Here is a 23,259-nt window from a genome sequence, read left to right as displayed (position 1 = left end):
GCCCGGGAAATCGGTGCGGGATTCCTGAGCTCTGCTGGCATGACACGGCATGCCGCACAGCGCCGCCGGTTAGCGCACTCCGGCGCCGGTGCGCGGGTAGTCCTGCACGAAGTCCACTCCGCGCTGGCGGACCGGTATCGAGTCGAGGTCGACCGCGTGCAGTGAGATCGTCACCGGGCGGCCTTCCAGTTCACCGGTGAGCGTCATGGAATCCGGTGCGGGCCGGTCGTAGGTGAAGGTCGCCAAGGGCGCCGGGGCCTCGGGCGGGCTCAGGGTGATGCGATGCGCGCCCGCATCGATCTCGGCGCCGACCATGACCATCTCGTCGTTCATCCGCTGGTACACGGCCGTGCCCGGATCCTCGAAGATCATTCGCCGCCACCGGCTTTCATCGGTGAGCAGGGGCGCCACCGGCTGACCGTCGCGGGTGAACTCGGTGACCTCCCAGATGCCGTAGAGCTCCGATTTCGGCCGCCCGCCGCCCCATTGGGTCCAGCCTTCCCAGGTCGCCATGGCGAATCCGGCCGAGAACCAGAGCAGGAGCGCCACCTGCACGGCGGCGACAATGCGGCGGCCCCGGCGGCTGTCGACCGGTTCGGGCGCGGTGGAGGGTCCCGCCGCGCCGCCCAGCAGCACCGCCGTCAGCCGCCGCGCGTCGGGAGCCAGCAGCACCAGGCCCAGCAACAGCAGATGGAACGACAGCAGTTTGACCGGCACGTCGTAGGTCATGTTCAGGATCCAGACCTGCGCCATGCTGATCAGGCTGACCAGCACGCCCGCCAGGGCGGTGCGCGGCAGCAACAGCAGCACGCCGCCGGTGATCTCGGCGATGCCGAGCAGGCTCTCGTAGACCGGCGAGGCGCCGACCTGGGTCCACAGCACGGCCATCGGGGTGAACTCGCCGAACGGGCTCAGCAGGGTGACCAGCGACGGCTCCGGCATCTGCGCCGGAATGGCCTTGGCGAAGCCGTACAGCAGCATCTGACCGGCCAGCAGAATCCGGACGAACAGCAGGAACCAGCCCGCGAGCCGCCGGTATTCGGGACGTTTGCGATCCAAGGCGCTCCACACGATCGTGGCCGCCACGGCGGTGACGAAGAAGCAGAACACCAGGACCCACAGGTAGGTCTGATCACCGCTGCCGGACATGGTGTGCAGGACGGCCTCGACATCGAAGACGGTGCGGCCCACCCACTCCACGAGCAGGCTCGGGAAGCTGGCGTAGGTCTGTGCCCAGTTGTCCGGGACGAATTCGGTTGCGGGCCCGAGCAGCGCGAGGATCGGCTGCGGATAGATCAGCAGGAACAGCCCGAAGTACACGAAGCAGAACCGGAACAGGATGCGCAGAGCCGGGTTCCAGCGTCCGGGCTCCTCCGGAATCTCCGGTTGGAGGTCGATCGTCGCGTCCGCAGTCTGCACACTCATCCAAGCCCCTCACGTCACATTTGCACCGACGCTATGGAATGCGCACACCGGCCCGCATCACACTCCAGAGCGAATCTCGCGTCCCCCTACAGAACTAATCGCCCCTGGGAACTACGCGCGCAACATCAGGGTCGACAAGCGGAATCCCGGTGAACGGTACTGCTCGATTTCGACGCCGGATTTCCCCCCGGAAGGCAACTAGAACGAGTTACATTTCACCCAATTTCACTGTGTCAGGAGGACCAATGACGTCGGCCGACCCCAACCAGCGGCGGCAGCTGACCACCAGCGAGCGCGACCTCGATGTGCTCACCGAGGAACTCGCCGGATGGCTCGCCACCAAAGTCGACGCCGATGCGCCGCCGAAGGTCACCTCGCTGACCCGTCCGACGGCGGGCGGCATGTCCAGCACCACGCTGCTTTTCGAGGCCGAGTGGAGCGAGAACGGACAGCCCGCGGGCGGCTCCTTCGTGGCGCGCTTGGCGCCCGAGGACAGTTCCTTCCCGGTATTCGAGAAATACGATCTGGCAACGCAATACGCGGTCATCGACGGCGTCGCCAAGGCCACCGATGTGCCGCTGCCGCCGCTGTGCTGGCTGGAGAACGACGAAAGGGTGCTCGGGTCGCCGTTCTTCGTCATGCGGCGGGTCGACGGCCGTGTGCCCGAGGACAATCCGCCGTACGTATTCCTGGGCTGGCTGTTCGATTCCACGCCCGAGGAGCGGTATCGGCTGACCCGCAATACCGTCGAGGTGATCGCCAAGATCCACGCCATCGAGAATCCGCTCGGGAAGTTCCCGATGCTCGACGGCGAGGGGTCGGCGCTGCGCCGGCATTTCGACGCCCAGAAGGCCTGGTACGACTGGGCGCTCGCACGCGACGGCTTCCGTATTCCCTTGCTGGAGCGCGCCTTCGATCATCTGGAAGCCACCTGGCCCGCCGAGACCGAGACCGTGCTGAGCTGGGGTGACGCCCGGCCCGGCAATATCATCTTCGACGGCTACGACCCGGTGGCCGTGCTGGACTGGGAGATGGCCGCCCTCGGGCCGCGCGAGCTCGATATCGCCTGGACCATCCTGATCCACCGCTTCTTCCAGGACATCGCCACCCGATTCGACCAGCCGGGCCTGCCCGATTACATGCGCCGCAGTCACGTCGAGGCGATGTACGAGGAATTCACCGGCCACCGGCCCGTCGACCTGGATTGGTATCTGCTCTACGCGGCGCTGCGGCACGGCATCGTCATGGGCCGCATCAAGCGCCGCATGATCCATTTCGGCGAGGACACCGACACCGCCGACCGCGACGACTACGTCATGCACCGGCCACTGCTGGAAGCCCTGCTCGACGGCACCTACGCCTGGGATTGAGAGAACTGACCATGATCGGTCCACTGGACGAATACCCCATCCACCAGACCCCGCTGCCCATGGCGCGGGTCGGCACCAGCGATCGGAACTTCTACGACCGCAGCTATTTCAACGCCTGCGATCGCGACGACGGCACCTTCCTGGTCACCGGGTTCGGCGTGTACCCGAACCTCGGGGTGATCGACGCCTTCGCCACCGTGCGCCGCGGGGATCAGCAGCGCGCGGTGCGGTTCTCCGACGCGCTCACCGAACGCAGCCTGGACACCAAGGTCGGCGGCTACCGCATCGAGATCGTGGAGCCCTTGCAGAAGCTTCGCGTCGTGTGCGAACACGAGGATCTGTCCTTCGACATGACCTGGGAGGGCGCCTTCCCCGTCGTGCAGGAGGAGCCGCACACCATCATCACCGGGCTGAACCGGCCCATTATCGACGCCCAGCGTTTCGCTCAGGTCGGTTCCTGGTCGGGCACCCTCGCCGTCGACGGGACCGACTTCACCGTCGATCCCGCCGTGTGGACCGGCACCCGCGACCGCTCCTGGGGCATCCGGCCCGTCGGCGACGGCGACCCGGCCGGGCGCGTGGCCGACGAACCCTCCGAAGGGTTCTGGTGGCTCTACGTGCCGCTGCGCTTCGACGACTTCTCCATCATCGTCATCGTCCAGGAGGAGCCCAACGGCTTCCGCACCCTCAATGACGCCACCCGCATCTGGGCGGACGGGCGCATCGAGCAATTGGGCTGGCCGCGAGTGCATCTCACCTACAAGTCCGGCACCCGCATCCCCACCGCGCTGCGCCTGGAACTCACCGCGCCCGACGGCAAGCCCCTCGAGGTCGAGGTGGAGGCGGGCACCTTCGTGGCGTTGAACGTCGGCTGCGGCTACGGCGGCGACCCGGACTGGCTGCACGGCCAATGGAAGGGGCGCAACTGGTCCGAGAGCCGACTCTACGACCTCTCCGATCCCGCCCTGGCCGGCCGCATCCCCTTCGGCGTCATCGACCACGTCGGCAAGGCCCGCTGCAACGGCGCCGAGGGCTGGGGCCTGTTCGAACACGGCAGCCTCGGCCGCCACGACCCCACCGGCTTCGCCGACTGGGGCTCGGTCGCCCCCTGACTCCCCGTATCCGCGAATCACTTCCCTTGCAACCGTGATTCGCCCCGCCGCACCCGCCGGTACCAACCAGCCGGCGGGTGCGGCGGATTCGTTTCGCTAGTACCACAGGTAGTTCGCCACAGCCACCGCGCAGAGGTACTCACCGGGCAGGAACACCGCGAACCCCGCACCGATCCCCCAGTACGGCGACCGGCCCAGCCGGCGCGCGACCCACCCCGATGCCCATGCGACGCCACCCGCGAGCACCCAAACAACTATGGGAGATACCCAGAACTCCAACGGAATTCGCCGATAGCTCTGCACATCGTAGAGAAGGACGGACACAGCCGCCGCCACCAGGAACCCCACCGCGCCCATGACGAACCAGAGCGCCGAGAATCCCCGCCACCGGCCGGCCCCCTCGGTCGAATACACCACAACCGCAGCTTAGATCTCGCCCTGGTCCCGGATCACCGCCGCCGCGACCGTAATCCCGCCGATCACTGTCTTGCGGACCACCAGCCGATCGCTCCCCGCCGCGAGCAGCGCGGCCGCTTCCGCCACGCTGGGTGTGCCGATCGCCGCCGCGGTGCGTGCCGACGGCGTGGGGACTGCGACTGTTGCCAGTTCCTCCGGGGAGAACGCCACCACCGGCGCGCGGAGGTATTCCGCCGCGGCTGCCAGACCCGGCTCCCGCGCCCGGCGGTCCACCGAGGCCAAGCAGCCGATCGGGCGCTCCCCCACCGCTTCTCGCACCGCTGCCACAATCGCCTCGGGTGTCACCCCGACCCGCATTCCCACGCCAACCGCCAACTCTCCCCGCACGTCATTACGTCGCACTCCATCTCCCACACCATCGAGTGTGCAGCCAACCCGGGCAAATACGCCGTAACCCCGCCGCCAGTGCACACTCGCCCGCCCCTAGGCTCGTCGAGTGTGCAATGAACTCCGGCGATTCCGGCGTATCACCGCTGTTGGTGCACACTCGACACACGGGCGGGGGTTAGTGGCGCTTCGGCGGGTCACTGGTGGCGTGTCACCGCCAGTGGGGCGCGCTCGCGGGCGGTCGGCTGGGCTGGCACAGATATGCCGGCGGTGCAGAGGACGCGGGGCTCGACGACTCGCGCCGCCTGTTGAGAGCGGGCGGACGGTTCGGGGTGTCGCCGCCATCGGCACACACGCGGGGTCCCGGCTGGGCATCGACGTCAGGCCGGTGCGTGTGAAGTGGCGAAATCCGCTGCGGCGGAGACGAAGCGGGCCACTGCGGTGGGGTTGCCTGCGGGGTGGGCGTGGAGGTAGGAGGCGTGGACTCGGTTTACGGCTGTGCCTTCGCGGACCGTCTCGCCGGACGGGGAGCGCCAGGCCCAGGCGGGTGGGGCGGAGGCGGGGGTGGTGAGGCGGGTGCGGTGGAATTCGTGGCCGCGGACCCGTTCGCCGGGTTGCCAGAGTGGGGAGGCGGTGAGGGCTACGGCGTCTCGGTAGCCGAGGGTGAGGCGGGGGCCGAATTCGGCTTCGGCGTCGATTACACCCGCCATGCGGTGTCCGTCGAGTGAGCGGGTCAGATAGAGGAGACCGGCGCATTCGGCGTGGATGGGCATGCCCGCGCGGGCGCGGTGGGCGATGGATTCCAGGAGAGGGGTGTTGGCGGCCAGGTCGGCGGCGTGTTCTTCGGGGAAGCCGCCGGGGAGGATCAGTCCCGCTGTGCCGGAAGGCAGGTCGTCGCGCAGGGGGTCGAAGGCGACTACCCGCGCACCCGCCGCGGCGAGGAGTTCGCGGTGTTCGGCGTAGCCGAAGGTGAAGGCCGCGCCGCCGGCGATTGCCAGGACCGGGGCGCTCGGCGACGAACCAGCCGACGTTTCGGCGACATCGGCAGCCGGGACTGCCCGACCGGCGCGGCTGTCGATCGAGCCGGCGGCATGCAGCTCGCCGACCGGGTCCCACAGTGGCCCAGTCGTATTCGAGGCAGCGAGGGCGGCCACGGCGGGCAGGTCGACGTGCGCGGCGACGAGCTCGGTCATGGCGTCGGTGGCGGCCTGGGCGGCCGTTCCGTGCTCAACGGCGGGGATCAGGCCGAGATGCCGTGAAGGGACCGCCAATTCGGCCATGCGCGGGAGAGCACCCAGGACGGGGAGGCCGACTCGGGCGCAGGCGGCGCGCAGGACCTGTTCGTGGCGTTCGCTGCCTACGCGGTTGAGAATGACTCCGCCGAGGTGGATTCCGGTGTCGAAGGTGGCGAAGCCGTGCAGGAGGGCGGCGAGGCTCTGGCTGTGGCCGCGGGCGTCGACGACCAGGATGACGGGGGCGCCGAGCATGGCGGCGATCTGGGCGGTGGAGCCTTCGGCGACAGGTGCGGTGTTGTTTTCGTCGATACGGCCGTCGAACAAACCCATGACGCCTTCGACCACGGCGATATCGCAGCCCTGGCTGCCGTGCCGGTACAGCGGAACCACCCGCTCCGCACCGACCAGGACCGGGTCGAGGTTGCGGCCGGGGCGTCCGGCGGCGAGGCCGTGGTAGCCGGGGTCGATGTAGTCCGGCCCCACCTTGAACGGCGCGACCCGATGTCCGGCCCGCCGCAGCGCGCCGATCAATCCGGTGGCGAGGGTGGTCTTGCCACTGCCCGAAGCCGGGGCGGCGATCACCACCGCGGGCACACTCACCATTCGATGCCCCGCTGGCCCTTGCGGCCCGCGTCCATGGGGTGCTTCACCTTGGTCATCTCGGTGACCAGGTCGGCGGCGTCGATGAGCGCTTGCGGGGCATCACGGCCCGTGATCACGACATGTTGGTTGCCGGGGCGGTTGCGCAGGGTTTCGACGACCTCGTCGACATCGACCCAGCCCCACTTCATCGGGTAGGTGAATTCGTCGAGCACGTAGAAGCGGTGTTGTTCGGCGGCGAGGCGCCGGGCGATTTCCTGCCAGCCGGCCAGGGCGGCCGCGGCGTGGTCTTCATCGCTGCCGTGCTTGCGAGTCCAGGACCAGCCCTCGCCCATCTTGTGCCACTCGACCGCGCCGCCGACGCCCTTCTCCTCGTGCAATTGACCGAGGGTGCGGAAGGCGGCTTCCTCGCCCACTTTCCATTTCGCGCTCTTCACGAATTGGAAGACCGCGATATCGAAGCCCTGGTTCCAGGCGCGCAAGGCCATGCCGAATGCGGCGGTCGACTTCCCCTTGCCCGGGCCGGTGTGCACCGCCAGGACCGGCTGATTGCGCCGTTGCCGAGTCGTGAGTCCGTCGTCGGGAATGCTTTCCGGCAGCGGAACACCCTTGGGCATCGAACGAGCTCCTTTCACCGCACGGCCGCCTCCGGCCACTCGCCCCCAACGGTGCCATACCGGGGGCGCGGCGCCACCGGCGGGCGCGGGTCGGCGGGCGGTGTGGAGCGCTCAGGTCAGAGCGGTGCGGAACGCTCAGGTCAGAGCGTGCGCGATCGCCGAGAGGATCCGCCCGAGGCCGGCGCCGACCGCGTGCAGCGCGCCGGACGTCACGGCCTCGGCCGCGCCGATCACGGCCTCACCGGCCACGTCCCCACCGGCTTCGGCCACCTCTCTGCGGCGGCGCGATCTGTTGCGACGAAAAATCCCCATATCGTTCAGACGAACCGGGAGGGCGGGGAGTTCCATCCGGGACCGCTCGTGGCTGTGTTTGATTTGCCTCCGCTTCGCTCCGGCGGGGTTCGGGGCCTGACAGTCTCGATTTTTCCCTCCCTCCGCGCACGCCGGAGCTCCTCCGCTTCGCTCCCCCGCTCCGACGCACGCTCCACTCAGTCCAAAATCGAGACGGCCCCGAACCCACACAGTCGATGCACCAACTGTCATCCCTACCGTTCATCGACAGTTCGCCTGCGGCGGACCAACACACAAGCACACGGGCTGGGGACCCGACGGGCTCGTGTCCGCACCAGTTCGAGCCAACACCAGCTGGAAATCGCACCAGCTAGCGATCGGCCGGGCTGGCGATCGGACCGGCTGGCGATCGGACCGGCTGGAGAGTGGACGGGCTGGAGACCAGACGGGCTGGACGTGGCCATCGGGTTTGGGTGTCAGTTGGCGTCTACTTCGACGTTGTAGGCGATCTTGCCGTCTTTGATGCCTGTGACCTCGATGGTGAGGCCGATTTGGGAGCCGGCGGAGGACAGGGTGCAGCGCATTGTGGTGCCTACCGTTCCGGTGAGGTCGCCGGGGCAGTCGATCGAATCCGGGCGTTGCCCGACCTGGTCGGTGAGTGTTTGCTGGACGGAGTGCTCGAGGTCGGCCTCGTCGACTCTGGGATCGGGATCGGTGGATATCGAGCATCCCGTCGTCACGATGGCGAACAACGACAGGGCAAGGGCGCGAACGAGTTTCATGGGGCGACGGTAGGGCGGGGCGCTTGCCGCTCGATTGTGTTCGGCTTGCGCGACGGGGGCGAGCGGTGCCAGTCGGTGCGGGGGCTCAGGCTGCGCTGGTGGCGCGGACTACTCCTGCTACGGCGTCGCCGGTGAGTTCGGCCAACCGCAGGTAGCCGCCGCGCAGGTCGGTGGCCAGGTCGCGGGCCAGGCCCAGGCGGATCATGCCGCGTTCGCAGTCGACGACCATGGCGGTGATGGAGTCGGCGGCGAGGAGGCGGGCGGCGGCCCGGGCGCGGGGGACGGGGTCGGGGCCGCCGGTGGCTCGGCCGTCGGTGAGCATGACCAGGAGGGGGCGGCGGTGGGGGTCGCGGACCCGCTCTCGGCGGAGGACTTCGCGGGCCTTCAGGAGGCCTTGGGCCAGAGGGGTTTTGCCGCCGGTGCGCATGGTGCTGAGGCGGCGGACCGCTATGTCCACCGAGGACGTGGGTGGGAGGACGAGTTCGGCGTCTCGGCCCCGGACGGTGATCACGGCTACCTTGTCGCGGCTCTGGTAGGCGTCGCGCAGCAGGGCGATGACTGCGCCGGTGACCGCGGCGAGGCGGTCTCGGGAGGCCATGGAGCCGGAGGCGTCCACCACGAAGACGACCAGGTTTCCTTCGCGCCCTTCGCGATACGCGCCGCGCAGGTCGCCGGGGGCGAATTCCAGTGGGCCGGACGAGCGGCCGCGGGCGCGCTGGTGGGGGGCCGCGGCGAAGATGGTGCCGAGCAGGTGCAGGCCGGCGCCGGTCTCGGCGATGGCGCGCACGACGCGGCCGTTGCGGGTGCGGGCGCGGGAGCGGCGGCCGGGGGCGCCTTCGCCGATGCCGGGGACCTCCCAGCGGGGCGGCTTGGCGATCGACCCGGTGGGTGCGGCGGTACGGCCCTCGCGGGCGGGGCGGCCTTGCGCATCGGACTCGCCCCGCGAATCAGGCTCGCCCCGGGAGTCGGATTTGTTGGACGAATCCCGGCTGCTGCCAGTGAGATTCGGATCGCCTGCCGAATCCGATCCGGCGGGGTCACTGGAGGGCGGCGTATCCGGTCCATGCTGGGTGGACGACGATTCGGGCGAATCCGCTCCTCCCCCAGGCGAATCGGGTCCGCCGTCCGGGTCGTCGTCCGGCCCCTGGGAGCCGTCCTCGGTCAGGTGCTGCGGCCCCGCATCGTCCTGCGGGACCGCTTCACCTTTTCCCAGGTCGTCGGCACCGCCGTTCTGCCGCTCGGCCCGGGTGGCTTCTTCCGCCGCCTGCTGCATGGCGTCGTCGAGTTGTTCTTCGCTGATTCCCGGCTCGTCGAAGGGATCTCGGCGGCGGCGGTGCGGGAGGGCCAGTTCGGCGGCGATCCGGACGTCGGCCTCGGTCACCTCCGCGCTGCCCCGCCACGCGGCGTGGGCGGTGGCGGTGCGGGCGACGACCAGGTCGGCGCGCATGCCGTCGACATCGAAAGCTGCGCACAGGGCGGCGATTCGGCGGAGTTCCACATTGTCGAGTTCGACATCGGCGAGGCGGTCGCGGGCGGTCAGGATGCGTTCCGCGACATCGCGATCGGCGGCGGCGTAGCGGGCGGCGAAGGCGGCCGGATCGGCTTCGTAGTCGAGGCGGCGGCGGACGACCGCCATGCGCACGTCCACGTCCCGGGAGGCGACGACGTCGACCGTCAGGCCGAAGCGGTCGAGGAGCTGCGGGCGGAGTTCGCCCTCCTCGGGGTTCATGGTGCCGACGAGCACGAATCGTGCGGGGTGGGAATGGGATACGCCGTCGCGTTCGATGTGCACCCGGCCCATGGCGGCCGCATCGAGGAGCACGTCCACCAGATGGTCGTGCAGCAGGTTCACTTCGTCCACGTACAACACGCCGTGGTGCGCCGCGGCCAGCAGACCGGGTTTGAACGCCTGCTCCCCGTCGCGCAGCACGCGCTCCAGGTCCAGGGAGCCGACGACGCGGTCCTCGGTGGCGCCGACCGGCAGTTCCACCAGGCGGGCGGGACGCGCACCGCTCTCGTCCACCACCGGCGGCAACAGCTGCGCGAGCGCGCGCACCACGGTCGACTTGGCGGTGCCCTTCTCGCCGCGCACCAGCACGCCGCCGATGCCGGGATGCACCGCGCACAGGATCAACGCCAGCTGCAACCGCTCCTGCCCGACGACCGCTGAGAACGGGAACCCGGCCTCGTCACCGGACGACCCGCCCGTGCGCACGGATTCGGAATAGGGAGCCACAGAGGAAACGGACACGCCCCCAACTCTATGCGCGCCGCTCATGGCGGCCTCCTCTGGCCCGTATGCCGGCCGTCGGCGGCCCCGGCCCGGCTCAGCCACCCACCTCAGTCGCTCCGCCTCAGCTCGCCGCTAGCCGCTGTCTGTGCCCACGCCTAAACGCCACGCGCCCGCTGTGGGTATCCACAGCGGGCGCGTGAGCGGTTGGTCAGCCTCGGCGCATCGGAACGTGCGGGATGCCGTCGTCCAGGAATTCCTCGCCGTCGACCTTGAAGCCGTGCTTGGCGTACATGTCGGCCAGGTAGCTCTGGGCGTTCAAGCGCACGGTCGCCGAGCCGGCTTCGGCCAGGGCGGCCTGCAGCACCCGGTTGGAGTAGCCGTGGCCGCGTGCGGACGGGGTGGTGCACACGCGGCCGATGCGGAAGGACTTCACACCGTTCTCGTGTTCCTCGAGCAGGCGCAGGGTGCAGACGATGTCACCCTCGTCGTCGAGCCAGAAGTGGCGGGTTTCCGGGAGCAGGTCGAAGCCGTCGAGTTCCGGGTAGGCACATTTCTGCTCGACGACGAACACCTCGACGCGCAGTTTCAACAGCTTGTACAGCGTCGCGGTGTCGAGATCTTCGGCCCACGACCTTTTGAGAGCAACCGTTGACATCATCGATTGTTGCTATCACAACTATGCGTGAGAAGAAACCCCGGCATGCTTCGGCGTGTTGGTTCCGTCCAGGTGCAGCGCCTTGTTGGACCAGTCCCAGACCTCCTGGAACAGGGCCTGATTCTCGGACAGTCGCACACCCAGCGAGGGCACCATCTGCTTGAGTTTCGGCTCCCAGCCGTCGAATTCGCGCGGGAAGCACTTGCGCATGACGTCCAGCATGGCGCTCACACAGGTGGACGCGCCCGGGGAGGCGCCGAGCAGACCGGCAATGGTGCCGTCCTCGGCCGCCACGACCGCGGTGCCCAGCTCCAGTACGCCGCCCGCGCCCTTGCGCCGGATGACCTGCACGCGCTGGCCGGCGATGATCAGATCCCAGTCGTGGCCGTCGGCGCGCGGGATGAACTCCTCCATCACGCCCACCCGGCCGGCCTGCGACTTGAGCAGCTCGGAGACCAGGTATTTGACCAGGCCCATCTCGGTGACGCCGACGCCGAGCATGGAGAACAGGTTGTTCGGCTTGACCGACTTGAGGAGGTCGGTCATCTTGCCGTCCTTGAGGAACTTCGGCGTCCAGCCGGCGTACGGGCCGAACAGCAGGCCGCGCTCACCATTGATGACGCGAGTGTCCAAGTGCGGCACCGACATCGGCGGCGCGCCGACGGAGGCCTGGCCGTAGACCTTGGCCTCGTGCTGGGCGATCAGGTCCGGGTTGGTGCAGCGCAGGAACAGGCCCGACACCGGGAAGCCGCCGAAGCCGGAGATCTCCTTGATGCCCGCCTTCTGCAGCAGCGGCAGCGCGCCGCCGCCCGCGCCGACGAACACGAACTTGGACTTGATGACCCGCACCTTGCCATTGCGCAGGTTGCGGACCTTGACCATCCAGGAGCCGTCGGACTGCTTGGTCAGGTCCTTGACCTCGTGCCCGAAGGCGATATCCGCCCCGGACGCGCCGAGGTAGGCGAGCAACTCCTTGGTGAGCTCGCCGAAGTCGATATCGGTGCCGGACTCGGTCCAGTTCAGCGAGACCGGATCGGAGAAGTCGCGGCCCTTGGCCATCAGCGGTAGTCGCCGCGCGAACTCGTCGGCGTCGTCGATGAACTCCATGCCCTGGAACAGCGGATGCCGCGCCAGCGCCTCGTAGCGCTTGCGCAGGTACTCCACGCCGGCCGCGCCGTGGGTGAAGCTCACGTGCGGAATCGGGTTGATGAAGTTCGACGGGTTGGCCAGCACGCCGTTCTCGACCGCGTAGGACCAGAACTGCCGCGACACCTGGAAACGCTCGTTGATGTCGACGGCCTTGGTGATCTCGACCTCGCCCTTGGCGTTCTGCGGCGTGTAGTTCAGCTCGCACAGCGCGGAGTGGCCGGTACCGGCGTTGTTCCACGGATCGCTGGACTCGGCGGCGGCCGCGTCCAGCCGCTCGAAGAGGGTGATCGACCAATCGGGCTGCACCTGTCGAAGCAGTGCGCCGAGGGTGGCACTCATGATGCCGGCACCGATGAGGACTACATCGGTCTTTTCAATCGTGGCAGCGTTCGACACGGCGTTGATCGACTTCCTTGTCTTTGTATGGCAACCCAGCGGCGCTTAGGTTACCCGTCGTTCACCTAAGACCGATTGTGCCCCTGGACACGTGGAAATCCCGCAACGAAAAGGCCGAATGTGAGAGATACCTCCACACGCCATCGGGCGACGGCGGCATTAGCCTTGGGCATGTGAGCTCCGATACGTCCTCCACCGCGACCACCTCCGCCCCCGCGCAGGCCACGGGCTCCTGGCAGCCCGATGTGCTCGGAGCGGACTACCAGCAACTGACCATCCCGCTGGGCCCGGACCCGGACGGCGAGGGTGATGTGGTGGCCACGCTGGTGCGCTACGCGCCGGCCGAGCGCCCGACCGTGACCCGGGCCGTGCTGTATGTGCACGGGTTCACCGACTACTTCTTCCAGGAGCATCTGGCCCAGCACATGGCCGCGCGCGGGTATGCCTTCTACGCACTCGATCTGCGCAAGTGCGGGCGTTCCTCGCGGGCCGGGCAAACCCCGCACTATGTCAGCGATCTGGCGCTCTACGACGCCGAATTGAATCGCTCGCTGCAGATCGTGCGCGAGGAGACCGGGCTGCCGGTGCTGGTCATGGGACACTCCACCGGCGGGCTGGTGACCTCGCTGTGGCTCAACCGCCTCAACTCGGCGGGCGGGGCCCGCGCGCAGGGCATTACCGGGCTGGTGCTCAACAGCCCGTGGTTCGACCTGCAGGGGCCCGCGTACTACCGCTCGGTGGGCACGGCGCTGATTCACGGCATCGGCCGGTTGAGCGCCATGACCAAGCTGCCGCTGGGCGTCATCTCCACCTACGGCGACAGTCTGCACCGCACCGCCTCCGGCGAATGGGATTACAACCTGGACTGGAAACCGTTGACCGGCTTCCCGGTTCACGCCGGCTGGCTGCGCGCCATCCGCCGCGGGCACGCCCGCGTGCATCAGGGCCTGGACGTGGGCGTGCCCACGCTGGTGCTGCGGTCCAAGATCACCAAGTTCATGAGCAAGTACGGCCCGGCCGCCGATGTGGCCGATGTGGTGCTCGATGTGCGCCAGATCCAGCGCTGGTCGGGCTGCCTCGGCGATCGCACCAATATCGTCCCCATCGAAGGCGCACGTCACGACGTGTTCCTCTCGTCGGAGAAGCCGCGCACCGAGGCGTTCGCCGAGTTGGATTCCTGGCTGGAGTGGCTCTCGGCGGTGTCCTAGCGGCCGCCGCGGAGCCCTCCGTGGTTACGCAGGCTGCCGACTCCGGGCCTGATGCGGCGGCCGGGTCACCAGAAGCTGGTGCGTAGCACGATCTCGGTGGCCAGCTCGCTGCCCGCTTCGGTGGCCACGTCCGCGACATCGACCGGCACCAGCCGGAATTCGCCGTAGACGTGGCGGCCGGAGGCTTCGGCGAGCTCCGGCGGCAGCCGCTTGGTGGCCAGCAGGGTGGTGGGGATCTCCACCGGCGGGCAGCTCGCGTCCGCGATGGTCCCGTCCGCGCCGGGGGTGGCGGGATGGCCGCTGCCGGCGGCGATGAGGCTCATGAACCGGCCGAAGCCGCGCGCGGCCAGCTGCCAGGCCAGCGCCGCGCCGGCGCCGCAGCCGACCAGATTGGCCCAGGGCACCCGCAGTTCGTCGAGGATGGCGAATACGGTCGTGGTGTCGAGCCCGTCGGCCGTCTCGATGACGATGGTGCGCAAATCCGAGGTCTGCAGCCGGGCGCAGACCTCGTCGTACACGTCGGCCGGATCGCCCGCATCGGGTAGCAGGACTACGTGGTGCCGGGATTCGTTGCCTCCGACCCGCACGGTCCATACGCGGTCACCGACCGTGATCCGCCGAGATTCCATATCGAATTACGCTACACGGCCGCCGGAGGTCCCCGGCGGGAGTCGCACGGATTGCCGTGAGCGGCGTCACCGATGAACAGTGAGTGTCGGCAGGTCGACGGGAGCCCCACCGGCGATGAGCTTTTCGAGTGCGGCGAGGTCGAGATGGGCCGACATGAGGTCGGCCAGCAGGTCCAGCTGCCGGGTGCGCTCGTCTGCGACCGAAACGTCTTCTGCCCCAATGAAATCCGTGCAACCAGCCGCAACGGCGACCGCACGCAGCCAGGCTCGGCGGAATTCGTCGGATTCCAGCGCGCCGTGCAGGTGCGTGCCCCAGATCGCCCCGCGCACACTGCCTTCGGGGATTCCGCCGAGCTCGAGCCAGGGCTCGTCGCCGCTGAACCGCACCCGGCCGTGGTGAATCTCATAGCCGCGCACCGGGATTTCCCCGCTGTGACCGGCGGAACGGCGCAGCACCTTGGGATCGGCGAACTCGATCTCCAGATCCAGCAGGCCCAGTCCCGGAACCTCACCGGCCCCGGACTCGACCTCGTCGGCGATGACCCGGCCGAGCATCTGATAGCCGCCACAGATGCCGAGGATCGGGCCGCCGGCCGCCGCGCGCTCGGTGAGCGCCGCGGCAAGGCCCGTGCGGCGCAACCACTCGAGATCGCCGACGGTGGCCTTGCTGCCCGGCAACACCACGAGATCGGCCCCGGCCAGTCGGGAGGGATCGTCCACCCAGCGGACGGCGACGCCGGGCTCACAGGCCAGCGCCTCGACATCGGTGGAGTTCGAGATCCGCGGGAGCCGGATGGCCGCGACCGTCAGCCAGGTCCCGCCCAGCGGCGGCCGGGGTCGCCCGACCGGTGCGTCGGCGACAGTGCCGAGCGAGTCCTCGGCGTCGATCCACAGGTCCTCGGCGAAGGGGATCACCCCGAGAGTGGGCCGCCCGGTGAGCTCGGTGAGCTGATCGATGCCGGGCCGCAGCAGCTCCACGTCACCGCGGAACTTGTTGACGATGAATCCGGAAATCAACTGCTGGTCTTCGGGTTCCAGGATCGCCACGGTCCCGAACAGATGCGCCAGCACTCCCCCGCGATCGATATCGCCGACGAGGACCACGGGCAGGTCCGCCGCCCGCGCCAGCCCCATGTTCGCCAGATCCGTTGCGCGCAGGTTGATCTCGGCGGGCGATCCCGCGCCCTCGCAGATCACCACATCGAATTCCGCCCGCAGCGAAGCCAATTCCTCGGCCACGAGGGCCCGCAGCGCGGTCCGGTGCCGGAAGTAATCCTTGGCCCCGACGGTGTCGATCGCCTTGCCCCGCACCACCAGCTGCGAGCGCCGATCACTGCCCGGCTTCAACAGCACCGGATTGAACCGCACGCTCGGCTCCAGCCCGCACGCGCGCGCCTGCAGGGCCTGGGCGCGCCCGATCTCCCCGCCGTCGAGGGTGACGACGGAATTGTTGGACATGTTCTGCGCCTTGAACGGCGCGACCCGCACGCCCTGCCGCGCCAGCATCCGGCAAAGCCCGGCCACGACAACGCTTTTGCCCGCGTCAGAGGTGGTGCCGGCGACAAGCAGCACGCCCTTCACGCGCGCCGCCCTTCGTCAACACGGCGCAGCCCTCGAGAGTTCCGCGCCGGGATGGTGAGGGGACGGTTCCGCGCCGGAATGACGAGGCGTCCGCTCACGGCAGGGTGAGGATTTCCGCGCCGTCGTCGGTCACGACGAGCGTGTGCTCGAACTGCGCGGTCCACTTGCGGTCCTTGGTGACCACGGTCCAGCCGTCGTTCCAGATCTCGTAGTCGATGCCGCCCAGGTTGATCATGGGCTCGATGGTGAAGGTCATGCCGGGCTCGATGACGGCGTCCACGGCCGGCTGGTCGTAGTGCAGGATGACCAGGCCGCTGTGGAAGGTGGGGCCGACGCCGTGACCGGTGAAGTCGCGCACCACGCCGTAGCCGAACCGGTTGGCGTAGGACTCGATGACGCGGCCGATGACATTGAGCGCGCGGCCCGGCCGCACCGCCTTGATGGCGCGCATGGTGGCTTCCTCGGTGCGCTCGACCAGCAGCCGCACCTCCTCGTCCACGTCACCGGCGAGGAAGGTCTTGTTGGTGTCGCCGTGCACGCCGTCGATGAACGCGGTCACGTCGATGTTCACGATGTCGCCGTCCTCGATGACCGTCGAGTCCGGGATGCCGTGGCAGATGACCTCGTTCAGCGAGGTGCAGCAGGACTTGGGAAAACCCTTGTAGCCCAGCGTCGACGGGTACGCCCCGTGATCGATCATGTACTCGTGCGCGATCCGGTCCAGCTCATCGGTGGTGACGCCGGGTGCGACCGCCTTGCCGGCCTCTTCCAGGGCCTGCGCCGCGATCTTGCCGGCGATGCGCATCTTCTCGATGGTCTCCGGGGTCTGCACCCAGGGCTCGTGTCCCTCGTTGGCCGTCTTCTTCCAGACGTATTCGGGCCGCTCGATGGATTTCGGCACCTCGCGGATGGGCGACTGGGTGCCGGGAACGAGGGGTTTGCGGGTGCGCACAGACATGGATCAAGACTATCCGCCCGGCCGGGGTGACAGTTCGGTCAGCTCCCGGATCAAGGCGCCGAGGGTCCACTCCCGCCAGCGCCGCGGCGACCAGCCGCGCGCGCCGACGAGCAGGGTGTAGTTCTCCGGGCCGAGCAGCGCCAGCATGATGTCGGCGGCCTCGGCCACGGTGAGCCCGTCGCGCAGCGGTGTTTTCGCGGCCAGCGCGGCGGCGAAGGTGTGCTGCACGGTGGCGCGCTGCTCGATATTGGTGGTCCAGATGCCGGCCAGTTCCGTATCGGTGGCGGCGGCTCCGCGCACCACTTCGAGCAGCGGCGCGGCGCGTTGCAGGATCTCGGCCGCGCCCTCGACCTGTGCGCGCAGCTGGGCGATCGGGTCCGGGTCGGCCAGTGCGCCGGTCGTCCACGATCGCTCGAGGGTGGGCACCGGTTCGTCGTCACCGGCAATGGCCTGATCGAGCGCGGCGGTGAGGAGGGCCCGCTTGTTGCCGAGGGAGTAGTAGACGGTCTGCTCGCCCACCCCGGCCCGCGACGCGACGGCCGCGATGCTGGTCACGGCGTAGCCGTCGGAGACGAACAGCTCGGTGGCCGCCCGCACGATCCGGGTCCTGGTCGCGCGGGCCCGCGCTTTGCGGCCGTCTTCTTTCACCATGCCAACTGACGGTAGTGCCACTACGAAAACTTTGCCAACACCCTTGACTGTAGCGGCACTACTAAAACATTCTTGTAGCGTGACTACGAAAACAAGAGCGGCCCTGTTGCTGCTCACCTCGGTCGAATTGCTCGTCTTCCTGGAAGGGTCCGTGGTGAACGTGGCCCTGCCGGCCATGACCACCGCGCTCGGGCTGACCCCGGCGGGCGCGGCGTGGGTGGTCAACGCGTATCTGCTCACCTTCGGCGGCCTGCAACTGGTCGCGGGGCGCATGGCCGACCTGTACGGACGGCGGCGCGTCTTCCGGATCGGCCTGGCGCTGTTCACCGCCGCGTCCCTGGCCGCGGCCTTCGCGCCGAATGCCGGCTGGCTGATCGCGGCACGGGCGGTGCAGGGCATGGGCGGCGCCATTGTCATTCCCGCCCAGCTGGCCCTGCTCTCGGCGATCTTCACCGAACCCGCCGCGTACCGAAAGGCTTTCGCGGTGTGGAGCGCCATGGGCGCGGCCGGTGCGGCCATCGGCGTCTCACTGGGCGGGGTGCTCACCGAGTGGTTCGGCTGGCCCGCGATCTTCCTGATCAATGTCCCGGTCGGACTGCTGGTGCTCATCGCGAGTGCGCGGGTGCTGCCCGCCGACGAAGCCACCTCGCGCGGCGCCGGGAAACTCGATCCCACAGGCGCTTTCAGCGCGACGGCCGGATTGCTGGCGCTGGTCTATCTAGCCTCGGAGCTGCCGGGCCGCGGAATCGACGCGGTCACCCTCGCCGCCGCGGCGCTGACCTTCGCCTGCGCCCTCGTCGTCGTGCGCAATCAGCGGCGCAGCGCCGCGCCGGTGGTGCCCAACGCACTGTTGCGCCTGCGAGCCGTACATGCCGGGTCCGCGGCGAATTTCATTCTCGGAGCGGCCCATGTCCCCGCGTTCGTGCTGATCACGATCATGCTCCAGGAGCACTTCCACTACTCGGCCATCGCCGCCGGGTTCGCGGTGCTGCCCATCGCGCTGCTGAATCTCGTTGTCGCCCGCACGATCGTGCCCAAGGCCATGGAACGCTACGGCGCGCGCATCGTTTTGGCGGCCGGAATGGCATTGCAGGCCACCGGTTTGGCGGGCTACGCGCTGTTCCTGACACCGGGCGCGGGATATCTGACGGTGGTGCTGCCGGTGAGTCTGGTCTTCGCCGTCGGCCTGCCCCCGGTGTTCGTGGGCGCGACCGCGCCGGTGCTGCGGGCGGCGGCGGACGCCGACAAGGGCGCGGCCTCCGGTGTGGTGAATACCGTTCAGCGCCTGGGCGCTTCGCTCGGCCTGACCGCCGCGCTCATCGTCGCCGCGAACATAGGCGGCGCCACCGGCCTGCGAATCGACTTCGCCGCGGCAGCACTGCTGGCAGCCCTCGGCGTCGTCGTCGCACTCGCCTGGTACGCCCCGGACCGCAATCGCGAACTCGCACAGGCCCGGTGACACCGTGAGCAGAATCGTGATACTCGGCGGTTACGGCGCAGTCGGCCGCGAAGCCGCCGCCCTACTGGTCGCGACCGAAGCGCATGTGGTGCTGGCAGGCCGTGATCCAGCCAAAGCGATCCCGGTGCCGGGCGCCAGCCTGACGCAGGTCGATGCGGCCGATCCCGCTCAGGTAGCGGCCCTCCTCGACGGCGCGCCCGGCACACCTGGCAGCGCGGAGCCGCCACGCGGAGCGAATAACGCACACACCGGCACCAGCGCGATGCGGCGCAGCGCGGGCGGGATACTCCGCAGCGGCTCGGACGCGACGCACGACCACACGGGCGAGCAGCCCGACGACACGACCGAGGTGCACGACGGTACGGCTGAGCGGCGCGGCGGCGCGATCGAGCGGTGCGACGGCGCCGCGGACCAGCGCGACGGTGCGGACCGGAGGCACGGGCGCGCGGACGTGGTCGTGATGTGCGCCGAGTCGCACAATGCGGCGGTGGCGCGGGCGTGCTTCGAGCGGGGCATTCACTATCTGGATGTCACCGCGGCGCGTGCGGTGATCGCCGAGCTCGAGGCGTTGCACGAGGTGGCCGCCGCCAATAATGCGGTCGGGGTGCTCAGCGTCGGCCTCATACCCGGGGTGTCGAATCTGCTGGCCCGCATGGTGATCGAGCGCTCCCCCGCCGCCGAGATCCGGATCGGTGCGCTGCTCGGGTCCGGGGAGGCGCACGGCCGCGCTGCGATTCGCTGGACGCTGGACGGGCTCGGCGCGCTATCCGGATCCTGGCGAATGACCTTTCCGCAGGGCTGCCGCACCGTGCATCGGTTCCCGTTCTCCGATCAGTACACGCTTTCCGCCACCCTGGGCGTCTCCCGGGTGCGCACCGGTCTGGCCCTGGATTCCCGGCTGCTGACATCGCTGCTGGCCGCCGCCCGCCGGCCCGGGATGGGGCGATTGATGCGCGGCCGCGCGGTCGAAGCCGCGCTCGCGCGGGTGCATGTGGGTTCGGATCGATTCGCGCTGAAGGTCGAATCCGACGTCGCCGGTGCGTGGTTCACCGGCCGCAGGCAGAGCCGGGCGACCGGCGTGGCGGCCGCGCTGCTGGCCGAACGCGTGCACCGGTTCCCGGCCGGTGTCCGGCACATCGAGCAGTTGGTCGATCCGGTCGAGTTCCTCGCAGATCTGCATCGGCACGGCTTCACCGCCGGTCTCGACCGCGGGAATAGTTCCGGACCACGGTCCGTTTAGGGTGTTGGTTGATCCGGAAACGAATCAGGAGAGAGGGCGGACGCCGTGGAACTGGGACTGACTACATTCGCCGAGACGCACCCGGTCGGCGGCAACGGGCCGGTGCCCACCGCAGGGGAACGACTGCGCCAGGTGGTCGAGGAGGCCGTGGCCACCGAACAGGCCGGGCTCGACGTCTACGGCGTCGGCGAACATCACCGCAAGGACTTCGCCGCCTCCTCGCCGGCCATGGTGCTCGCGACCATCGCCGGCCGGACCGAGCGCATTCAGCTGACGAGTGCGGTGACCGTGCTCAGCTCGGCCGATCCGGTGCGCGCGTACCAGGACTTCGCGACCCTCGACGGGTTGTCCAACGGCCGCGCCGAGCTCATGGCGGGGCGGGGGTCGTTCATCGAATCCTTCCCGCTGTTCGGCTACGACCTGTCCGACTACGACGAGCTGTTCGAGGAGAAGCTGGCCCTGCTGCTGAAGCTCCGCGAGGACGAGCCGGTCACCTGGTCGGGTAAGTTCCGCGCACCCCTCAACGACGTGGTGGTCTACCCGCGCACCGAGAACCGTCCGCTCCCGGTGTGGATCGCCGTGGGCGGCAGCCCCGAATCCGTGGTCCGCGCAGGCCTTTTGGGGCTGCCCCTGGCCATCGCGATCATCGGCGGTCAACCGGCCCGCTTCAAGCCGCTGGTAGACCTCTACCACCGTGCCCTCGAGGAGGGAGGCCACGAGCCCCAGCCGGTGGCGGTGCACGCCCACGGCTATGTGGCCGAAACCGACGAACAAGCGGTCTCGGACTTCTACGCCCCCTACGCCCGCGCCATGTCCGGCATCGGCCGCGAGCGCGGCTGGGGCCCGATGACCCCGGAACAGTTCTCCGCCCTGCGCTCGCAGAGCGGCTCCCTGTTCGTCGGCACCCCCGACTACGTCGCGAGCAAGATCGCCGACATTCGCGACACCCTCGGCCTGGACCGCTTCATGCTGCACACCAGCGTGGGCACCCTCGAGCACGAGAAGGTCCTGCGCAATATCGATCTGCTCGGCTCGAAGGTCGCACCGCAGGTCCGCTGATGATCAGCGCAGGGCGGCACGGCCTTTCAGGCGGCCGAGCACGACCAGCGCGATGAGCGTCACCAGGACGAGCAGGGTGGTGCTGGCCGCGGCGTCGAAGACCTCGCCGCGGTCGGTGGCCGCGAAGATGGTGACGGGCAAGGTCTTCCAGCTCGCCGGGTAGACCATGATGGTCGCGCCGAGTTCACCCATGGACAGGGCGATGGCCAAGCCCGCGGCCGCGCCCAGCGCGGGGAGCAAGAGCGGCAGGGTGATTCGGAAGAGCACCCGGGCCGGGTCCGCGCCCAGGGATTCGGCGGCCTGCTGATAGCCGGGGTCCAGCCGGTCCAGCGCTGCCGAGACGCCGCTGAAGGCGTAGGCCAGGACGAGCACCGTATGCGCCAGGATGACAATCCATTTGGTGCCGCCGAGCAGCAGCGGGCGCTCGTTGAAGGCAATGAGCACGCCCAGGCCGATCGCCACCGACGGGACCGCCACCGGCACATGGAAGACGGCATCGGTGATGGTTCGCAACCATTTCGGAGCTTCCCGGGCCGCCAGTGCCGCCCAGCTGCCGAGAACCAGCGCGAGGCCGCCGGCCAGCAGCGCGGTCTGCAAGCTGACCGAGAGACTGGCGGCCTGCTCACCGGACAGCGCCTCGCCGAAGTTGGCGAACCCGAGATCCGAAGGCAGCGGCCCGGTCCAGCTCCCGGCCAGCGCGGCGGCCACCACGGTCGCGATGGGCGCCACGAACACGACCGTGACGACCACGGCGAACACCGCGAGCACGGCAAGGCGACCGCGACGAGTCCAGACCAGCATGGTCAGCTCTCCTTCCGGTTTCCGGTCAAGCGGGCGAAGATCACGCGATAGCCGATGTACAGGCTCAGCGAGAGCAGCACCTGGACGGTGGCCAGCACGGCCGCGCCGGGCAGGTCGAAGGTGACGATGCCGCGGGTATAGATGAGCGCGGGCAAGGTGATCACACCCTTGGCTCCGGTGAACAGCACAATGCCGAACTCGTTGAGGGTCAACAGGAGTACGAGACTCCCGCCCGCCGCGAGCGCGGGCCACGCCTCGGGCATGACCACCTGCCGCAGCACCCGCCACGGCGACGCGCCGAGACTCGAAGCCACATCGAGCTGTTCCCGCGGCAACTGCGCGAACGCCGCCAGCAGCGGCCGCACCACGAACGGCGTGAAGAAGGTGATCTCGGCGAGAATGACACCCCACGGCGTGCTGAGAAAGTTCAACGCCGGTTCCGTGCTGCCTGTGAGCTCCCCGATGAGCGCATTCACCGCGCCCGCCGTTCCGTAGAGGAAGGTGAAAGCGAGCGTCACCAGGAACGACGGCAGGGTGAGGATGGTGTCGATGAGCCGCCCTACCACCTGCGACCCCGGAAACGGGATGAATGCCAGCACAATCGCCAGGAAGATGCCCAGCACCAGGCAGCCGATGGTCGACGACACGGCGATGGACACCGTGCGCCACAAGGCATTCCGGAACGACTCCTCCCCCAGCACACTCGTCCAGGTCCCGGTGCCCCGCCCGCCGTCCTTGGTCCGCGTGGACTCCACCAGCACGCGCCCGATCGGATACACCGCGACGAGAAGAACCACCAGCACCGGCGGCACCGTCCACAGGATCGGCTGCCAACCGCGCACGGGCGGATGCGATTCCGGCGCCGCCGGCGCGGCCGGAGATTCGAGCAGAGCGGTCACGGCCGATCCCCCTCACGGATCGCCGTGCCGCTCCGGCCCGCACCCCGCGCACAGTTCGGCGCAGTGCTCCCGCCCACACCCCGCGCACAACTCTGCGCAATGCGC

General features: G+C 69.1%; 22 protein-coding genes. 6 read left to right on the top strand and 16 right to left on the bottom strand.

Going from position 1 to position 23,259, the window contains the following annotated elements; all coding sequences use genetic code 11:
• Positions 1-69: 69 nt before the first annotated feature.
• Positions 70-1,425 carry a DoxX family protein gene (locus ACYQ5L_RS12070; protein ID WP_459957448.1) on the bottom strand — a complete coding sequence of 452 codons (1,356 nt, stop codon included), beginning with the start codon at positions 1,423-1,425 and terminating at the stop codon, positions 70-72.
• 245 nt (positions 1,426-1,670) lie between these two features.
• Here ACYQ5L_RS12070 and ACYQ5L_RS12065 point away from each other — a divergent pair, with 245 nt between their 5' ends.
• Complete coding sequence (locus tag ACYQ5L_RS12065; RefSeq protein ID WP_459957447.1) at positions 1,671-2,795, top strand: phosphotransferase family protein; 1,125 nt, start codon at positions 1,671-1,673, stop codon at positions 2,793-2,795.
• Positions 2,796-2,806: 11 nt separating this feature from the next.
• The gene (locus ACYQ5L_RS12060) at positions 2,807-3,907 is read left to right on the top strand and encodes an Rv3169 family protein (protein ID WP_459957446.1); all 1,101 of its coding nucleotides are present in this window, start codon (positions 2,807-2,809) and stop codon (positions 3,905-3,907) included.
• 96 nt (positions 3,908-4,003) lie between these two features.
• On the opposite strand, the gene ACYQ5L_RS12055 is transcribed toward ACYQ5L_RS12060, so the two are convergent.
• The 9 genes from ACYQ5L_RS12055 to mqo form a co-directional block, all read right to left on the bottom strand.
• Positions 4,004-4,324 (bottom strand): hypothetical protein, encoded by a 321-nt coding sequence (locus tag ACYQ5L_RS12055; protein ID WP_459957445.1) that lies wholly within the window; start codon positions 4,322-4,324, stop codon positions 4,004-4,006.
• A 9-nt stretch (positions 4,325-4,333) separates the two neighbouring features.
• Positions 4,334-4,687 carry a cobalamin biosynthesis protein gene (locus ACYQ5L_RS12050; protein WP_459963404.1) on the bottom strand — a complete coding sequence of 118 codons (354 nt, stop codon included), beginning with the start codon at positions 4,685-4,687 and terminating at the stop codon, positions 4,334-4,336.
• A 404-nt stretch (positions 4,688-5,091) separates the two neighbouring features.
• The gene (locus ACYQ5L_RS12045; protein ID WP_459957444.1) at positions 5,092-6,549 is read right to left on the bottom strand and encodes a cobyrinic acid a,c-diamide synthase CobB; all 1,458 of its coding nucleotides are present in this window, start codon (positions 6,547-6,549) and stop codon (positions 5,092-5,094) included.
• Positions 6,543-7,163, bottom strand: a complete 621-nt coding sequence (cobO, locus tag ACYQ5L_RS12040; RefSeq protein WP_459957443.1) for a cob(I)yrinic acid a,c-diamide adenosyltransferase — start codon at positions 7,161-7,163, stop codon at positions 6,543-6,545. Before cobO ends, ACYQ5L_RS12045 begins: the two co-directional genes overlap by 7 nt.
• Positions 7,164-7,298: 135 nt before the next feature.
• Positions 7,299-7,475: a hypothetical protein gene (locus ACYQ5L_RS12035; RefSeq protein WP_459957442.1), complete on the bottom strand. Its 177-nt coding sequence runs from the start codon at positions 7,473-7,475 to the stop codon at positions 7,299-7,301.
• Between the two features lie 455 nt (positions 7,476-7,930).
• Positions 7,931-8,236: a DUF4333 domain-containing protein gene (locus ACYQ5L_RS12030; RefSeq protein ID WP_459957441.1), complete on the bottom strand. Its 306-nt coding sequence runs from the start codon at positions 8,234-8,236 to the stop codon at positions 7,931-7,933.
• 85 nt (positions 8,237-8,321) lie between these two features.
• Complete coding sequence (locus ACYQ5L_RS12025) at positions 8,322-10,451, bottom strand: VWA domain-containing protein (protein WP_459963403.1); 2,130 nt, start codon at positions 10,449-10,451, stop codon at positions 8,322-8,324.
• A gap of 226 nt (positions 10,452-10,677) precedes the next feature.
• Complete coding sequence (locus ACYQ5L_RS12020) at positions 10,678-11,127, bottom strand: GNAT family N-acetyltransferase (protein WP_459957440.1); 450 nt, start codon at positions 11,125-11,127, stop codon at positions 10,678-10,680.
• Positions 11,128-11,145: 18 nt separating this feature from the next.
• On the bottom strand, positions 11,146-12,669 hold the full coding sequence (mqo, locus tag ACYQ5L_RS12015; RefSeq protein ID WP_459957439.1) for a malate dehydrogenase (quinone): 1,524 nt from the start codon (positions 12,667-12,669) through the stop codon (positions 11,146-11,148).
• A gap of 173 nt (positions 12,670-12,842) precedes the next feature.
• On the opposite strand from mqo, the gene ACYQ5L_RS12010 reads away from it, so the two are divergent.
• Entirely contained in the window at positions 12,843-13,877 is a 1,035-nt protein-coding gene (locus ACYQ5L_RS12010) for an alpha/beta hydrolase (protein ID WP_459957438.1), read from the top strand.
• 65 nt (positions 13,878-13,942) lie between these two features.
• Here the strand turns inward: ACYQ5L_RS12010 and ACYQ5L_RS12005 are convergent, their stop codons facing one another.
• From ACYQ5L_RS12005 to ACYQ5L_RS11990, 4 genes are all read right to left on the bottom strand, one after another.
• The gene (locus ACYQ5L_RS12005; RefSeq protein WP_459957437.1) at positions 13,943-14,506 is read right to left on the bottom strand and encodes a beta/alpha barrel domain-containing protein; all 564 of its coding nucleotides are present in this window, start codon (positions 14,504-14,506) and stop codon (positions 13,943-13,945) included.
• Between the two features lie 66 nt (positions 14,507-14,572).
• Positions 14,573-16,087 carry a cobyric acid synthase gene (locus ACYQ5L_RS12000; RefSeq protein WP_459957436.1) on the bottom strand — a complete coding sequence of 505 codons (1,515 nt, stop codon included), beginning with the start codon at positions 16,085-16,087 and terminating at the stop codon, positions 14,573-14,575.
• Positions 16,088-16,181: 94 nt separating this feature from the next.
• Positions 16,182-17,045, bottom strand: a complete 864-nt coding sequence (map, locus tag ACYQ5L_RS11995) for a type I methionyl aminopeptidase (protein ID WP_379199200.1) — start codon at positions 17,043-17,045, stop codon at positions 16,182-16,184.
• 9 nt (positions 17,046-17,054) lie between these two features.
• A complete protein-coding gene (locus ACYQ5L_RS11990; protein ID WP_459957435.1) occupies positions 17,055-17,696 on the bottom strand; it encodes a TetR/AcrR family transcriptional regulator in 642 nt (213 codons plus the stop codon).
• Between the two features lie 79 nt (positions 17,697-17,775).
• Here ACYQ5L_RS11990 and ACYQ5L_RS11985 point away from each other — a divergent pair, with 79 nt between their 5' ends.
• The 3 genes from ACYQ5L_RS11985 to ACYQ5L_RS11975 are packed head-to-tail and all read left to right on the top strand — an operon-like array spanning position 17,776 to position 21,454.
• Positions 17,776-19,155 (top strand): MFS transporter, encoded by a 1,380-nt coding sequence (locus ACYQ5L_RS11985; RefSeq protein WP_459957434.1) that lies wholly within the window; start codon positions 17,776-17,778, stop codon positions 19,153-19,155.
• 4 nt (positions 19,156-19,159) lie between these two features.
• Positions 19,160-20,395, top strand: coding sequence for a saccharopine dehydrogenase family protein (locus tag ACYQ5L_RS11980; protein WP_459957433.1), 1,236 nt, complete (start codon positions 19,160-19,162; stop codon positions 20,393-20,395).
• A 45-nt stretch (positions 20,396-20,440) separates the two neighbouring features.
• Complete coding sequence (locus tag ACYQ5L_RS11975) at positions 20,441-21,454, top strand: LLM class flavin-dependent oxidoreductase (protein WP_459957432.1); 1,014 nt, start codon at positions 20,441-20,443, stop codon at positions 21,452-21,454.
• 3 nt (positions 21,455-21,457) lie between these two features.
• Here the strand turns inward: ACYQ5L_RS11975 and ACYQ5L_RS11970 are convergent, their stop codons facing one another.
• Both ACYQ5L_RS11970 and ACYQ5L_RS11965 read right to left on the bottom strand, forming a co-directional pair.
• Positions 21,458-22,255, bottom strand: a complete 798-nt coding sequence (locus ACYQ5L_RS11970) for an ABC transporter permease (RefSeq protein WP_459957431.1) — start codon at positions 22,253-22,255, stop codon at positions 21,458-21,460.
• Between the two features lie 2 nt (positions 22,256-22,257).
• Positions 22,258-23,154, bottom strand: coding sequence for a 2-aminoethylphosphonate ABC transporter permease subunit (locus ACYQ5L_RS11965; protein ID WP_459957430.1), 897 nt, complete (start codon positions 23,152-23,154; stop codon positions 22,258-22,260).
• Between the last annotated feature and the right edge of the window lie 105 nt (positions 23,155-23,259).

Source organism: Nocardia sp. IFM 10818, from assembly GCF_054655275.1.
This window is presented reverse-complemented; position numbering and strand designations above follow the sequence as displayed.

Excerpts from the sequence above, each read along its gene's own strand:
- ACYQ5L_RS12070 (WP_459957448.1), bottom strand. The coding sequence starts at position 1,425 with ATGAGTGTGCAGACTGCGGACGCGACGATCGACCTCCAACCGGAGATT.
- ACYQ5L_RS12065 (WP_459957447.1), top strand. The coding sequence starts at position 1,671 with ATGACGTCGGCCGACCCCAACCAGCGGCGGCAGCTGACCACCAGCGAG.
- ACYQ5L_RS12060 (WP_459957446.1), top strand. The coding sequence starts at position 2,807 with ATGATCGGTCCACTGGACGAATACCCCATCCACCAGACCCCGCTGCCC.
- ACYQ5L_RS12045 (WP_459957444.1), bottom strand. The coding sequence starts at position 6,549 with ATGGTGAGTGTGCCCGCGGTGGTGATCGCCGCCCCGGCTTCGGGCAGT.
- cobO (WP_459957443.1), bottom strand. The coding sequence starts at position 7,163 with ATGCCCAAGGGTGTTCCGCTGCCGGAAAGCATTCCCGACGACGGACTC.
- ACYQ5L_RS12035 (WP_459957442.1), bottom strand. The coding sequence starts at position 7,475 with ATGGGGATTTTTCGTCGCAACAGATCGCGCCGCCGCAGAGAGGTGGCC.
- ACYQ5L_RS12030 (WP_459957441.1), bottom strand. The coding sequence starts at position 8,236 with ATGAAACTCGTTCGCGCCCTTGCCCTGTCGTTGTTCGCCATCGTGACG.
- ACYQ5L_RS12020 (WP_459957440.1), bottom strand. The coding sequence starts at position 11,127 with ATGATGTCAACGGTTGCTCTCAAAAGGTCGTGGGCCGAAGATCTCGAC.
- ACYQ5L_RS12005 (WP_459957437.1), bottom strand. The coding sequence starts at position 14,506 with ATGGAATCTCGGCGGATCACGGTCGGTGACCGCGTATGGACCGTGCGG.
- map (WP_379199200.1), bottom strand. The coding sequence starts at position 17,045 with ATGTCTGTGCGCACCCGCAAACCCCTCGTTCCCGGCACCCAGTCGCCC.
- ACYQ5L_RS11990 (WP_459957435.1), bottom strand. The coding sequence starts at position 17,696 with ATGGTGAAAGAAGACGGCCGCAAAGCGCGGGCCCGCGCGACCAGGACC.
- ACYQ5L_RS11970 (WP_459957431.1), bottom strand. The coding sequence starts at position 22,255 with ATGCTGGTCTGGACTCGTCGCGGTCGCCTTGCCGTGCTCGCGGTGTTC.